General features: G+C 67.8%; 17 protein-coding genes and 1 tRNA gene. 8 read left to right on the forward strand and 10 right to left on the reverse strand.

Annotation, left to right across the window (positions count from 1 at the left end; translation table 11 throughout):
• Window positions 1-198: 198 nt before the first annotated feature.
• The gene (locus C5B91_RS01965) at window positions 199-912 is read right to left on the reverse strand and encodes a phosphoribosyltransferase (RefSeq protein WP_004970128.1); all 714 of its coding nucleotides are present in this window, start codon (window positions 910-912) and stop codon (window positions 199-201) included.
• A 210-nt stretch (window positions 913-1,122) separates the two neighbouring features.
• Here C5B91_RS01965 and C5B91_RS22260 point away from each other — a divergent pair, with 210 nt between their 5' ends.
• Both C5B91_RS22260 and C5B91_RS01970 read left to right on the forward strand, forming a co-directional pair.
• Complete coding sequence (locus tag C5B91_RS22260) at window positions 1,123-1,293, forward strand: hypothetical protein (protein WP_004044240.1); 171 nt, start codon at window positions 1,123-1,125, stop codon at window positions 1,291-1,293.
• Window positions 1,294-1,401: 108 nt separating this feature from the next.
• The gene (locus C5B91_RS01970; RefSeq protein WP_008092078.1) at window positions 1,402-2,301 is read left to right on the forward strand and encodes a PhzF family phenazine biosynthesis protein; all 900 of its coding nucleotides are present in this window, start codon (window positions 1,402-1,404) and stop codon (window positions 2,299-2,301) included.
• Window positions 2,302-2,345: 44 nt separating this feature from the next.
• Here the strand turns inward: C5B91_RS01970 and C5B91_RS01975 are convergent, their stop codons facing one another.
• Genes C5B91_RS01975 through C5B91_RS01995 form a run of 5 tightly spaced genes read right to left on the reverse strand, consistent with a single transcriptional unit; the run spans window position 2,346 to window position 4,653 of the window.
• Window positions 2,346-3,113 (reverse strand): proteasome assembly chaperone family protein, encoded by a 768-nt coding sequence (locus tag C5B91_RS01975; RefSeq protein ID WP_004972867.1) that lies wholly within the window; start codon window positions 3,111-3,113, stop codon window positions 2,346-2,348.
• 51 nt (window positions 3,114-3,164) lie between these two features.
• The gene (locus C5B91_RS01980) at window positions 3,165-3,350 is read right to left on the reverse strand and encodes an RNA-protein complex protein Nop10 (protein WP_004972865.1); all 186 of its coding nucleotides are present in this window, start codon (window positions 3,348-3,350) and stop codon (window positions 3,165-3,167) included.
• A 4-nt stretch (window positions 3,351-3,354) separates the two neighbouring features.
• Window positions 3,355-4,155, reverse strand: coding sequence for a translation initiation factor IF-2 subunit alpha (locus tag C5B91_RS01985; protein WP_004972863.1), 801 nt, complete (start codon window positions 4,153-4,155; stop codon window positions 3,355-3,357).
• An 18-nt stretch (window positions 4,156-4,173) separates the two neighbouring features.
• Complete coding sequence (locus tag C5B91_RS01990; protein ID WP_004044235.1) at window positions 4,174-4,368, reverse strand: 30S ribosomal protein S27e; 195 nt, start codon at window positions 4,366-4,368, stop codon at window positions 4,174-4,176.
• Window positions 4,369-4,371: 3 nt separating this feature from the next.
• Window positions 4,372-4,653 (reverse strand): 50S ribosomal protein L44e, encoded by a 282-nt coding sequence (locus tag C5B91_RS01995; RefSeq protein WP_004972860.1) that lies wholly within the window; start codon window positions 4,651-4,653, stop codon window positions 4,372-4,374.
• Between the two features lie 201 nt (window positions 4,654-4,854).
• Here C5B91_RS01995 and C5B91_RS02000 point away from each other — a divergent pair, with 201 nt between their 5' ends.
• On the forward strand, window positions 4,855-5,115 hold the full coding sequence (locus C5B91_RS02000) for an HAH_0734 family protein (RefSeq protein WP_004972858.1): 261 nt from the start codon (window positions 4,855-4,857) through the stop codon (window positions 5,113-5,115).
• Here C5B91_RS02000 and C5B91_RS02005 read toward each other — a convergent pair.
• Window positions 5,112-7,475, reverse strand: coding sequence for a DUF2298 domain-containing protein (locus C5B91_RS02005; protein WP_115819026.1), 2,364 nt, complete (start codon window positions 7,473-7,475; stop codon window positions 5,112-5,114). The genes C5B91_RS02000 and C5B91_RS02005 overlap by 4 nt on opposite strands.
• A 96-nt stretch (window positions 7,476-7,571) precedes the next feature.
• On the opposite strand from C5B91_RS02005, the gene C5B91_RS02010 reads away from it, so the two are divergent.
• The 5 genes from C5B91_RS02010 (at window position 7,572) to C5B91_RS02030 (ending at window position 9,950) form a co-directional block, all read left to right on the forward strand.
• The gene (locus tag C5B91_RS02010) at window positions 7,572-8,357 is read left to right on the forward strand and encodes a glycosyltransferase (protein ID WP_049913372.1); all 786 of its coding nucleotides are present in this window, start codon (window positions 7,572-7,574) and stop codon (window positions 8,355-8,357) included.
• Window positions 8,350-8,817: a GtrA family protein gene (locus C5B91_RS02015; RefSeq protein ID WP_049968128.1), complete on the forward strand. Its 468-nt coding sequence runs from the start codon at window positions 8,350-8,352 to the stop codon at window positions 8,815-8,817. The genes C5B91_RS02010 and C5B91_RS02015 overlap by 8 nt, the downstream gene beginning before the upstream one ends.
• A 60-nt stretch (window positions 8,818-8,877) precedes the next feature.
• Window positions 8,878-8,952, forward strand: a tRNA-Met gene (locus C5B91_RS02020).
• Between the two features lie 282 nt (window positions 8,953-9,234).
• A complete protein-coding gene (locus C5B91_RS02025) occupies window positions 9,235-9,444 on the forward strand; it encodes a hypothetical protein (protein ID WP_008092101.1) in 210 nt (69 codons plus the stop codon).
• 80 nt (window positions 9,445-9,524) lie between these two features.
• On the forward strand, window positions 9,525-9,950 hold the full coding sequence (locus tag C5B91_RS02030) for a Rieske 2Fe-2S domain-containing protein (protein ID WP_115819027.1): 426 nt from the start codon (window positions 9,525-9,527) through the stop codon (window positions 9,948-9,950).
• Between the two features lie 21 nt (window positions 9,951-9,971).
• Here the strand turns inward: C5B91_RS02030 and C5B91_RS02035 are convergent, their stop codons facing one another.
• The 3 genes from C5B91_RS02035 to pabB are packed head-to-tail and all read right to left on the reverse strand — an operon-like array spanning window position 9,972 to window position 13,107.
• Window positions 9,972-10,907: an aminotransferase class IV gene (locus C5B91_RS02035; protein ID WP_049968130.1), complete on the reverse strand. Its 936-nt coding sequence runs from the start codon at window positions 10,905-10,907 to the stop codon at window positions 9,972-9,974.
• Complete coding sequence (locus tag C5B91_RS02040; protein ID WP_115819028.1) at window positions 10,904-11,596, reverse strand: aminodeoxychorismate/anthranilate synthase component II; 693 nt, start codon at window positions 11,594-11,596, stop codon at window positions 10,904-10,906. The genes C5B91_RS02035 and C5B91_RS02040 overlap by 4 nt, the downstream gene beginning before the upstream one ends.
• Window positions 11,593-13,107 (reverse strand): aminodeoxychorismate synthase, component I, encoded by a 1,515-nt coding sequence (gene pabB / locus C5B91_RS02045; RefSeq protein WP_115819029.1) that lies wholly within the window; start codon window positions 13,105-13,107, stop codon window positions 11,593-11,595. Before pabB ends, C5B91_RS02040 begins: the two co-directional genes overlap by 4 nt.
• Between the last annotated feature and the right edge of the window lie 101 nt (window positions 13,108-13,208).

The raw sequence follows: 13,208 nt of genomic DNA on the forward strand, positions 1-13,208 counted from the left end.
ACGCCCGCCCGATTCGATGGCCGTTTCACCCGACTAATCGGTCCTATCTTCACTCTTGAGCCGTGACGGCGTCGCTACAGGAGATAGCGGCCGTGCTGACGACATCCTCTGTCTGTGTCACCAGTCCTATCAAACTCAAGGGGATTCAACAGCGCCGAAGCAGTCGAACGAAGCCGGGCGGGCCGAGAGAATCCGCGCTCAGGCCCCGACGCCGTCGTTTTCGAGGAGCCGCCACGCGCCGTCGCCGGTGGATTCGACGTAGCCGCGGCGCTCCATCTCGGACATGACTTCCGGCATCCGGTCGGGTTGAGCGATTTCCATCTCGATACGGTCCACGTCGTGGAACTCCGCGAGGTAGTGGCGGACGTCTTCGAGTTCGAAGGTGTCGTCGTCGGCCTTCGCCATGACGCCCGAGGTGAGGTCTATCATGTCCTCAATGAAGTTCCACGGGTAGACGACCCACGCCCACGCTTCGAGGCGCTCGCCGACGTAGTCGGGTTCGAACTCGCTGGTCTGGAGGAGTTGGAGCGTCGCGGTCCGGACCTCGCCCGCGTTGCGCTCGTTGACGTACTCGTGTGCGCGCTTGATGGAGCCGCCGGTGTCGGCGATGTCGTCGATGATGAGCACGTCCTTGCCCTCGACGCTGCCTTCCGGCATCGGGTAGCGCACCTCCGGCTCGTTCGATTTCTGGGCCGTCCCGACGTAGTGTTCCATCTTCAGGCTCGTCAGGTCGTCCAACCCGAGGAAGTCACAGATGCAGCGGCCGGCGAACCAGCCGCCGCGGGCCAACGCGACGATGACGTCGGGTTCGAACTCGGATGTCTTGACCTCGTCCGAAACGTCGCGGCAGAGGCCGTAGATGTACTCCCAGTTCGTGATAGTACAGTTAAACTCGTCGGGGAGGTCGCCCATATCTTCCGTTCACCGTGCGTACTGCCGCGCCTGACGCCCTTTAATCTGTACGACTCGCTCCGCCCGTGTGTCGCCGTATCAAAACCGCTCGAACCGGCGTTATTCGGTGACTAACCGGTGAACCCGTCGTTCAGGCGGACACTAACGCATGTTAACAAGGGGCATAGTTATGTCGAGTGCCGGAGTATGCGGATTTGTAGGTGAAACAGAATGCACACGTGTGGTAACTGTGGTGAGTTCGTCTCCCGCGACTTCGTCCGCGTCTTCGGCAACGACATGGACGAGGTCGTCGGGTGCCCAGCCTGTATGAACATGCGCGAAGTGATGCAGGGCGACGGCGCAGCTCAAACGAGCGGCCGCGTCCGGTGGACCCGCGCGTGAATCGGTCGACACCGACCGACCCGCGCTCGTATCGCGTTCTTCCCTTCTCTCTCGTGACGTGACCGCCGACCCGCTGGTTTGATACATCGCCGTGTAGTGCGCCTTTCCATGGATAGCCGACGCGCCCTCCTCGTCGACGCTTTCACGACCGAACCGCTGTCCGGTAACGCGGCCGGGGTCGTCCCCGACGCCGACGGACTCGACGCGGAACAGATGCGCGCCGTCGCCGCCGAACTCGGCGCGAGCGAGACGGCGTTCGTCTGCTCGTCGGCCGCCGCGGACCGCCGCATCCGCTATTTCACGCCGAAGCAGGAAGTCGACCTCTGCGGACACGCGACTATCGCGGCCCACGCCCACCTCGCGGCCGACCGCGAACTCGAACCGGGGACCCACACGCTGGAGACGAACGTCGGTACCCTCGACATCGAACTCGGCGACCTCGGCGAGGTGTGGATGACGCAGAACGCGCCGACGGTGCGTCCCCTGGAAGTCGACTACGACCGCCTCGCGGCGGCGCTCGGCGTCGACGATGCCGCCCTCCGCGACGTGGGCGCGGACCTCCCCGTCGCGGTCGCCTCCACGGGCCTTCCCTTCCTCGTCGTCCCGGTCAACTTCCTCGAACATCTCTCGGGTGCCGACCCCGACGACGCCGCCATCGCCGACCTCGCCGCCGAACACGACGCGGCGGGCGTCTACGCCTTCACCTTCGACGCTATCGACGGCGACTCCACGCTCCACGCGCGGTGTTTCGCGCCCGGTATCGGCATCTCCGAGGACCCCGCGACCGGCACCGCTGCGGGTGCGTGCGGCGCGTACCTCCGGCAGGTCGGCGCGTTCGACTCCATGCCGGACGAACTCCGCTTCGAACAGGGCCACTTCGTGGACCGGCCGGGCACCGTTCGCGTGCGGGTCGGCGCGGAGATACGCGTCGGCGGCCGCGCGGTGCAGTCGCTCGACGGCGAGGTCGTCGTCCCGGAGTTCGCAGACGACGACATCATCGAAGCCTAAACTCCGTTCGAAAACGAGTCGGGGCCGCGCCGGTCGACGCGACCTCAGCCGATGTACCGGAGGTCGTCGTCGCTGGCGATGCCGCCCTGCTGTTGTTGTTGCATCTCCTGAATCTTCGCGGCGACCTCCTTCATCTCCTCGGCGCGCTCTTCGAGCGACTCGAAGTCGACGCTGAACTCGAGGAGGTCCTGCAGGACCTCGATGACGACCTGCGCGCTCTGGGGGTCGACGAGGTAGCCGCTCGTCTCGCCCATCAGGCACGTCGCGTCGAGGCCGCGGCGACTACCGAGACCGAGAAGCAGTCCCGAGACGCCGACGACGCCGCCGGCGGGCTCGTCCTCTCGGAACTCGATGCCCGCGGCTTCGAGTTCGTCGAGGCGGGACTCGTCGGCGACGGCCCCGAGGACCGACGGCTCGTCGACGAGTTCGCCGGTCGGGACGCCCCCAAGCGCGAACAGTCGCTCGACGCCGAACTCTTCGGCCACGTCGAGGAAGGCGTCGGTGAGGTGGTAGTGACCCTCGTTGGACTGCGCCTGGTGGTCGCCCGTCAGGAGGAGCAGGTCCGGCCCCTCGCCGGGCGTCTCGACGGCGTGAATCGCGGCGTGGGTCAGCTCGGCGACGCCCTCGTCGATGCTCACCTGCGGCGGGAACACGTCGGCGTAGACGCGGCGGACCAGCGTGGCCTCCTCGAACTCCTCCAGCAGGTGCTCGACGGCGAGTTTGCCGACGTTCCCGACGCCCGGCAGTCCCTCGATGAGGACCGGGTCGGTGAGGTCGACCTCCTCGACAGCCTCGATTTCGATGTCGTCCATGCACGTAGTGGCGGACGCGCCGGTTAAGAGAGCGTCGGTAGCCGAAGACGGCTATTCCTCGGCGAGCCGGCGCTTCCGAGCGCGGCGGTACTCGCCGTAGGGGTCTTCTGGGTTGTAGGGGGCGGGCGCGCTGTTCTCTGTGGTTGCGCCGCACTCCGGACAGGTCTCAGAAAGTGAGTACACCGGGCGGTCGTGGCGGTCGCGCCACGCGCTGCACACCCGGATGTCTGACTTCATGCGATTACTCTTCGTCGCCGCTGCGTTCGCGGTGGTACTCCGCGGTTCCGCCCGCGGCCTCGATGACCTCGCGGGCCCGAGCGACGCTCGATTCGAGCTCCGTCTCGGCGGTCTTGTAGTCGGGCGCTTTGACCTTCACGCGGTACTCGGGCGCGCCGACGTACGTGACCGACAGTTCGATTTCGTCGCCGATTTCGTCGTCGCCCTCGGCGGCTTTGAGGGCCTCCTTCACGTCGTCGACGCCGTCGCCCGCGGGCGAGCGCAGGTCGACGTAGCCGGTGACGTTGACGAAGGGGACCGACACGTTCTGGCGCGCGGTCTCGACGATGGCTTCGAGCTCGTCGTCGTCGAGTTCGACGTCTTCGAGCGCCTCGAGGCCGTGAATCGCGGCCTGCTCGAAGCCGTCGTAGAGCGATTCGAACTCGGCGAGCAGGGCGTTGGCGATGGACTGGTAGCGGTCGTCGGCGATGTCCTCGCCGAACGCCAGCGCCATCCACTTATCCGCCTTCTGCTCGTTTTTCCACTCCTGAATCTTCTCTTTGCGCTGGTGCTCGTTGACGTCCTTTATCGAGAGGTCGATCTGCTGGGAACTCTCGTTGACTTCGAGCACTTTAGCGACGACTGTCTGTCCCTCGCGGACGTGGTCGCGAACGTTCTTGATCCATCCGCTGGCGACCTCGCTGATGTGGCAGAGGCCGCGTTTGTCTTCGTACTCTTCGAGGTCGACGAAGACGCCGAAGTCCGCGATGTCGTCTACCTTTCCGACGACGAGTTCGCCGGGGTCAGGCCATCCGCTGTACTTCATACGAGGTCCTCCAGGGAGTTACGCCTCAAGTTCGTCGCTGTCGCGACGCTCGACCGTCTCGACGACCTCGCCGTGGAATTCGGCGTTGCCGCCGGTCGGCGTGGCGAGGGTCGTCCCGCAGACGGCGCAGTTGACGACCGAGGAGGCCTTTCCGAAGACGACCTGTTCGTTCTCGCAGTCGCTGCACGCGACTTTGTAGAAGTTTCCTGCCATGATTTACTCCTGGAACTCCAGGCGACCGGCGCGCCAGCCCTCGCGCATGTGGGCCTTGCCACAGTCGGAGCAGATGTACTTCAGGTGGGTCTTCTTCGTCGGCTTGTCGCCACCGGGAACCTTGGAGAACTTACCGGCGTTACCGATCGTGGCCTTGCCGCGTCGCGTCTGACGGGCGTTCCACTTCATGCCGGTCGGGCGTCCCTTCCGGACCTTCTCCACTTCGTGTTCGTGGTGACCCTTGCAGTTCGGGCAGTACGTGTTGAAACGGCGTGGCATCTGCATAGATATCGACCTTGTGCTGGGTTTTGGTGTGGCCCGTTAAAACCCGTTTGGTTCGACGCGGCCCCTGAACTCGCCGCGACCGGGCGTTCACCGTGTCACGTGTGGGCAGCCCACGGTGACTGCACCGTCCGCGGTTCCCCCGCCGCACGCCGCACGCCCGAAGCCGAAGCGATTAAGCGGTGACTGTGCCAATCCCGGCACATGAAGAAGCTCATCATCCACGGCGACCCCGGCGTCCGCCGCGACGGCGTCATCGAGTACGACGGCGAGGAGTACGTCCTCTTTTCCGTCGACCGACAGGGCGACTGGCACGGTCCCGACCGCGTCCAGCTGTGGTGCACCGTCGGCACCGAAGACGAGCGCGAGGCGTTCGAAAAGCGCGAGTTCGTCCCGCACTGGCTCGAGACCGAGGGCGTCGACGCCGAGGCCGTCGAGGTCGTCCGCGAGCGCGGCGCGGCCTAAGGTAGTCTCGCTTCTTCTACCTCGTAGACCACGACCGACCCCGACCGGTGGACCGGCGTCAGCCACGCCACGTCCGTCTCTAGCTCCCCGTAGCGGGCGCGCTCGCCCGGTCCGACCCACACGTACCGCACCTCGTACTGCTCGACGAGCCGCGCCCGCGTCGACTCGTTGCCGACGTACATCGCGTCCACGTCGCGCACGCGGTCGTAGTAGGCGTCGGGCCCGCGGTAGCCGACCTCGTGCGCCCAGCCGGCGACCGTCGGCACGCCGGTCAGGCTCGATTCGGGATTCCCGCGCCAACCGTACATGACGGTCTCGCGCTCGTCGCTCACGGTCGCCGACCACGTCGTCCCCGGCGCGGTGAGCATCGTCGGGTTGCCCTCGACGTTCTCGTCGAGCCACGTGATGGCGGTCGATTCGTTTTCGTGCCACCACTCCGCGAAGGCCGTCGCGTCCAGCGTCTCCTCCTGCCGGGGGGAGTCCGCGTGGTCGGCGACGGCCAGTCCGCCGTAGACCGACGTGGACGCGACGAGGAGGACGACGAACGCGACCCCGACGGCGCTGACTGCCCCCCCGCGGACGCTGAGGTCGACCCTCGGAAGCGACACGTCGCTCGCGGCGACCGCGTCGCCGACGAAGCCGGCCAGCACGGCACCCATCGCACTCCCCCAGAGCACCCAGACCTGCATGTACGTCTTGAACACCGTGTTCATCCGGCCCGGCCCCGCCTGCTCGTTCACGTAGATGAGCTCGACGAGCGTCACGAGGCCCGCGCCGGCGACGACGAGCACCGCCTCGAACCGCGGGTCGTCGGCGAACCGGAGGAGCACCCAGCCGACGGCGACGAGGGGCACGACGAGCGCGAGCGCGGCGAACGAGTGGACGGCAGCGACGACGGTCAGCACCGCGAAGCTCCCGAGGAGCGCGGCCCACTCGCGGCCGCCGAGGCCGTCCTGTGCCCCGAGGCGACGGACGTAGTAGCCCGCGAACGCCGCGAGGAACGCCCCGTGGACGAGCGCCAGCGCGCCGAACCCGCTTCGCTGGTCGGGCGCGAGAATCTCGACCGTCCGGGCGCTTCCACCCCCCGCGACCGCGCCGAGGAGGAACGGACTCGCGAGCACGGCGGCGACGACGCCGGCGAGTCCGACCGCCGCGACCGTCCCAACGAGTCGGGCTAACTCGCCGGTGAGTGGGTCGTCACCGACGACCGAGCGGACGCGCTCCCGACCGGGAAACAGCGTCCACGGCCGCGCGGGCGCGAAGACCATCCCGAGGAACAGCACGCCGAACACCGACGGGAAACTCCACGTGTCGACGACGACCTGGAGCGCGCCGACGAGCGTCGTCGCGGCGACGAGGAGTCGGCGCTCGCCGACCGCCTCCTCCGGCGTCCGGAAGTACGCGAAGGCGAGGCCGGCCGCGAGGAGCAGAAACGGCGTGCCCATCATGTGGGCGTGGAGGTCGCCGTTGAGCCACGCGAAAAGCGGGAACTCGTTGATGGTGCCCGGAATCACGCGGCTCGCGCTCCAGTACGAGAAGCTCGAGGTTCCGGCGAGTACCTGCTCGACGGTGTACTGCGAGCGCTCGGCGACGGCTCGCGCGACGGGTCGGCGGAGCCCCTCGGGGAGCGCGGCGAGGGCGAACCGCCCCGCGGTGACGAGGTTGCTGGCGAAGCCGACGAAGAACGCCGAAAGCAGGCCGGCGAGCCGACCGTTCGCCCCCGAGGCGGCCGCGACCCCGCGCCCGAGTTCGAACGCCGCGGTGACGAGGAAGCCGAAGAAGCCGGCGAGCGCGAGATTGTAGGCGAACGACGGGTCGGTGGCGGTGAGCCGCGCGAGGAGAATCGAGACGAGGTGGCCGCCGTAGTAGTAGCGGACCGGCTCGCCGGCGAACCACATGTCTTCCGGCGGGAGGACCGACGCGCGGGCGAGCGACTGGAGGAGGCCGAAGTCGAGGAACTTCTCGCCGCCGCCGGCGTGGACCGACGGGTCGAGCGCCCGGAGCGAGACCGCGAACAGGAAGGCGACGAGGAACACCGCGGCCGCGTCGGCGACGGCGCGACGGTCGATGTCGAGGTCGGACGCGAGTCGGAGGTCGCCGCGGCGGAGCGCGCCGAGGTCGAGGCCCGCGACCGCGGACGCGACGAGGAGCGTCCCGACGCCGGCGACGAGGGCAATGGGGCCGAACGAGAGGTGGCCGACGTAGTAGGCGGGGAGAGTCAAGACGACGAGCGAGACGGGGAGGGCGAGTCCGGCACCGCGACCGGGAAGGCGTCGGAACAGGCGGGCCGCGAGGGGAAGACCGACCGCCCAGAGGGCCGCGAACAGCAGCAACCACCGGACAACGAGGGCGTACTCCATCTGTCCGATGACTGCGCCGCGGATGCAATACGTTTTGTGATGGCCGGTGCGAAACAGAGCGGTTCGCTTTTTACCCCGTTGAGTGAATGGTCGTGCATGTCGAAGTCTGTCGGGGTGGTGGTCCCCGCCTATCGACCCGACCCAGAGCGTCTGGTCCCCTACGTCCACGCTCTCGTCGAGGAACTGGACCCCGAGGTGGTCCGGGTCGAACTCGACGCGCCGCGGCCCGAGACGCTCGACGCCCTCGACGCCCTCCCCGCCGTCGCTCACGTGAACCCGGTCGACGCCCGTCGCGGCAAGGGCGCGGCCATCACCGCCGGGTTCGAGTCGCTCCGCACGGACATCCTCTCGTTCGCCGACGCCGACGGGAGCACCCCGGCCGCGTCGATGGCGAACGTCGTCGCCGCCGTCCGCGAGGGGTCCGACCTCGCCGTGGGATCGCGCCGTCATCCGAACGCGACCGTCGCCTCCCACCAGACGGTCGCCCGGCGCTACCTCGGCGACGGCTTCGCGTGGCTGGCCCGCCACCTGACCGAAGTCCCGCTGTACGACTACCAGTGCGGCGCGAAGGCCATCACCGCCGCGGCGTGGAACGACGTTCGGACCCACCTGTACGAGCCCGGATTCGCGTGGGACATCGAACTCATCGCCGTCTCGGGCGCGTTCGGCCACCGCGTGGCCGAGGTGCCGGTCGTCTGGGAGGACCAGCCGAACTCGACGGTCTCGCCGGTCGACACGACGCTCAAGATGGCCCGCGGCCTGCTCCGGTCGCGCCACCGCGCCCGGACGATTCGCGAGGACCGCCTCCACGAACTCATCGACGCTCGGAACGACGAGCGGACCCTCGTCGAGCAGTTCTCGGCGGAGGTCACGGATGACTGACCGGCTCTCGGCGCTCGTCTCCGGCACCCGATTCGGCAAGTTCGCCTCCGTCGGCGCGGTCGGCGCGGTGTTCGACCTCTCGTTGAGCAGTCTCCTCATCGTCTTTTTCGGCGTCGCCAACGAACTCGCGAAGCTCGCCGGCGCGGAGCTCGCAATCGTCATTATGTTCGTCATCAACGACCGCTGGACGTTCGCGGGGGCCGGCTCGGACCTGCTCACCGCGAAGGTCCGGCGCTTCGTGAAGTCGAACCTCGTCAGGAGCGGCGGCCTCCTCGTGCAGGTGCTCGTCGTTCGGGCGCTCGGCGAGGTTCCGCTGTCGATTCCGGTCGCCGGCATCGACCTCTGGGAACTCATCCCGCTGCCCCTCGCTATCGGCGCGTCGATGCTCCTGAACTACGTCGCAGAAAGCCTGTTCACGTGGCGCATCGCGACCCGTTCGAGTCAGCGCGACTCACGGTGAAAATTGACACACAGCGGTCGAAACAGAAGTCTTAACAATAGCAGACTCGTTTGTTGATTCAGCGGGATGGGATAGCCAGGAGATTCCGCCGGGCTCATAACCCGGAGATCGGTAGTTCAAATCTACCTCCCGCTATGGTTTTGCTGACCTCAACTCCTGAGCGCCGAGTCTTGGCTCGGCGCGACCCACGAGGTCAGCCACATAGCTCAGTAGATTTGAACCGGAGAGCGTCAGCGACCGGGGTTCAAATCTACCTCCCGCTATTCTCCTGAAAACTACACCCCAAGCAGCGCGGTTTATCGCGCTGCAGCGACCCGTTTTCCGTGGTAATTGTGACAGGTAGTTTGAACCAGAGAACTCAACCCTTCTCAAATTTTTGACACGAATTACTAACTACTCCACGAGTACGACTCGAGTATGCCCTCCACAGATTCGGGAACGGAGCTTTGGTCTGCGACCCAGCGAGCAATACTCGGCGGACTCCTCGCCATCGTCGCGATACTCGGGTTCGGCTGGGCACAGCAACTGGGAACTGGCAATCTCCTCGTGGGAAGTTTCGGAGTCCTCCTGTTCGTGGGTGCTGGATACTGGCTCCTCGACCTCTTTCGAACGGGCCTCGAAGAGTGATCGCGAGACGAGGCTTCGCGCCGTCGCCCCAATCGACCGCTTCCGAAGGAGATTTTCGACCCCGACCCAACGAGAGCACAATGAGTGACCTCGAACGAATCTGCGCGGTCGGCGACGTGCCCGACGACACGACCTTTCTCTTTCGCGTCCGCGCGGCCGATGAAGACGACGCCGAGGAGCGCGAGGCCATCCTCGTGCGCACCGACGACGGCATCCAAGGGTGGCTGAACTACTGCATGCACCTGACGCACATCAAACTCGACAAGGGCTCCGGGGCGCCGATGCGCAACGGCGAGGTCATCTGTCAGAACCACGGCGCGTACTTCGAGGCCGACACGGGCTACTGCAACTACGGGCCCTGCGAGGGCGCGGTGCTCGACGACCTCGAAATTACGGTCGACGGCGACCACGTCTTCCTCTCGGACGCGGAGTTCGACTACGTCGGTTCGGGAGAAATCGAGACCGACCCCGCCGACCGGAGTTCGAGTTCGAACGTCGAGTTCTGAGGCTGAGCGCGGCGAAGTGACTCAGTTCTCGTCGCCGCCATCGTTGTCGCTGTCGCTGTCGCCGCCGTAGTGGCGTCGCTCCACGTAGTCGTCGTAGAGCCGCGAGATGAGTTTCGTCACTGGTCCGTCGCCTACTTGGATGCCGTCGACCGTCTCCACGGGCCGGAGTTCCCACGTCGAGTTCGTGAGGAACGCCTCGTTCGCGCCGCGCACGTCGTCCGGCGTGAAGCGCCGCTCCCGAATCGGGATGCCCTCCTGTCGAGCGAGGTCGAGGACGACGCGGCGGGTGATTCCCGGGAGGACCGGGCCGTCGAGGCTCGGCGTGCAGAGCGCGTCGTCCTCGACGAAAAAGAGGTTGCTCGTCGCGCCCTCGGTGACGTAGCCGTCGGCGTCGAGCATGAGCGCCTCGTCCGCGCCGGTGACGCGGAGTTCGACGCGGGCGAGGATGCCGTTGAGGTAGTTGTGCGTCTTCGCCCGCGAAGGGAGCGACCGGTCGGGAATGCGCCGGGTCTTGACGGTCTGGACCGACGCGGGGCCGTCCCACACGGGGTTGGAGCCGCGGCCGCCGCGGGCGAGTGGTTCCACGATGACGACGACGCGGGGGTCGACCTCCTCGGCCGGCGTGAGGCGGCCGCCCTGACTGCCGCGGGTGACAGAGAGCCTGACGTACGCCTCGTCGAGGTCGTTCGCCGCGAGCGTCTCGTCGACTCGCGCGTGCAGGTCGTCGTCGGACAGGCCGTGGTCCATCCCGAGCGCGTCGCACGTCTCGGCGAGGCGGTCGGCGTGGGCGTCCCAATGGAACACCTCGCCGCCGTAGGCACGGAGCGTCTCGAAGGCCGCGTCGCCGTAGAGGAAGCCGCGGTCGGTGACCGGAATCGACGCCGACTCGGCGGGGACGAGTTCGCCGCCGACGTGGTAGCGAAGCGAACGCCCACCGGCGTCGCCGTCACCGCTCATCGCTCCACCTCCCACGCGTCGGCCGCCGGGCCGTCGCCGGCCGCGAGCGCGACGAAGTTGCGGACGATGTCCTTCCCAGAGTCGGTGAGGATGCTCTCGGGGTGGAACTGCACGCCGACGTGTGGCTTCTCGCGGTGGCGAACGCCCATCACGACTGACGGTTCGTCGCCCTCCTCAGTGTCGGAACCGCCGGTTTCGGACCCTGCTGCGACGGTGTGGGCGGTCACCGCCAACTCGGGGGGGACGTCGTCGTGTTCGACCGCGAGCGAGTGATAGCGGCCGACTTCGATTCGGTCGGGCAGGCCGGAAAAGACGCCTGCGCCGTCGTGTTCGACCAGCGAGGGTTTCCCGTGGACGACGTGAGGAGCGTGGCCGACGCGGCTCCCGAGGGCGGCACAGAGCGACTGGTGGCCGAGACAGACGCCGAGCGTCGGGTAGTCGAGGTCGCGGAAGACCGAGACCGAGACGCCGGCGTCCGCGGGGGTGCCGGGGCCGGGCGAGACGACGATGCCGTCCGGGTCGATGTCGCGGATGTCGTCGGCCGAGAGCGCGTCGTTGCGGTAGACGAGCACGTCGTCCGAAGCGTTCGAACCGTCCCCGTCCCCGGCCTCCGCGACCGCCTCGCCGACGTACTGCACGAGGTTGTAGGCGAACGAGTCGTAGTTGTCGACGACGAGGATACGCGTCATCGCTCGCCCCCCACGGTCATGTCCGCGCGCTCGCCGAGCGCCTCGTCGATGGCGGTGATGAGCGCCCGCGCCTTCGCCAGCGTCTCGTCGTACTCGCTGTCGGGGTCGGAGTCGTGGACGATGCCCGCACCCACGCGGAGGTGGTACTCGTCTCCGAAGCGGACGAGCGTCCGGATGACGATGTTCAGCACCGCGCGGTCGTCGAAGCCGACGGCGAACATGCTCCCGGTGTAGGGGCCGCGACGGGTGGCTTCGAGTTCGTCGATAATCTCCATCGTCCGGGGCTTCGGCGCGCCCGTGATGGTCCCGCCGGGGAACACCGCGGCGACGGCGTCGGCGAGGCTGGTTCCCTCGCGCCGGGTCCCCTCGACTAGGGAGACGAGATGCATCACCTCCGAGTAGCGGTCCACCCGGCGGTACTCCGTCACCTCGACCGACCCGTACTCCGAGACCTTTCCGAGGTCGTTGCGTTCGAGGTCGACGAGCATCGCGTGTTCGGCGCGCTCTTTCTCATCGGTCGTCAGGTCGGCCTCCAGCGCCTCGTCTTCCTCGGTCGTCGCCCCCCGCGGGCGGGTGCCGGCGATGGGTTCGGTGACGAGGCGGTCGCCCTCGACGCGCAAGAGGAGTTCCGGGCTGGCGCTCACGAGGTCGACGCCGGGGAGTTCGAGCAGCCCCGAGTACGGCGCGGGGTTGACCTCTCGGAGCGCCGCGTAGGCGTCCACCGGGTGGACCGCGGCGGGCGCGACGAGTCGCTGGGAGAGGTTCGCCTGAAACGTGTCGCCGTCGCGGATGTACCGCTTCGCGGCGCGGACGCGGTCGGCGAACGCCTCGCGGCCGCAGGCGCTCTCGAACGTCGCCTCGTCGGATTCGACGGGCGCGGAGACGGGCTCTGGTTCGCCCTCGACCGCCTCGACGGCGAGGTCGGTCGCCCGCGTTCGCGCCTCGTCGTAGACGGCGTCGAGGTCGGCGTCGTCGTCGACGACGGGACAGCAGGTGACCCGGAGCGTCGTCTCGCCGTCGTCAGGACGGGGTTCCTCCCACGACGCCACGAGGTCGTAGAGGCCGAGTTGGAGGTGGGGGAGCCCCCGGTCGTCGGTCGTGTGCTCGGGGAGCGATTCGAGTTCGCGGGCCGCGTCGTACGAGAGCCACCCGAACAGGCCGCAGGGGTACGGCACGTCGCAGTCGCCGCGGACGAGCGTCTCTGAGTCGGCGAGCGATTCGAGCGCGGCGAGGCTCGGCGCGGTGTCGACGCCGGGCTCGCCCCAGTCGTCGTCGGTCGGGTCGTCGACGGTCAGGCGCTCCGCGGGGGAGACGCCGAAGGCACCCCAGCCGGGTTGCCCGCCGGTCGTCTCGTAGAAGAAGCCGCCGGCGTTCCGGCGGGCGCGTCGATAGGCGTCGAAGGGGTCCGAGACGGCGATGCGGGCCTCGACGGGGACGCGCGCGCCGGCGGGTGCGACCTCGGCGGTCGCGCGAAAGTCGTCGCGGTCGGTGACGACGGTCGGTGCGGTCATTACCCACACCAGTCCGCCCGTCGGGTAAACGGTTTCGCGACGTGTCTGCGAGGGAGCGTGAGCGGCCGGCGGGTGAAAAAATCGTCTCGGTCGGCCGGAAC

The organism is Haloferax sp. Atlit-10N (assembly GCF_003586325.1).
Classification (GTDB): Archaea; Halobacteriota; Halobacteria; order Halobacteriales; family Haloferacaceae; genus Haloferax; species Haloferax prahovense.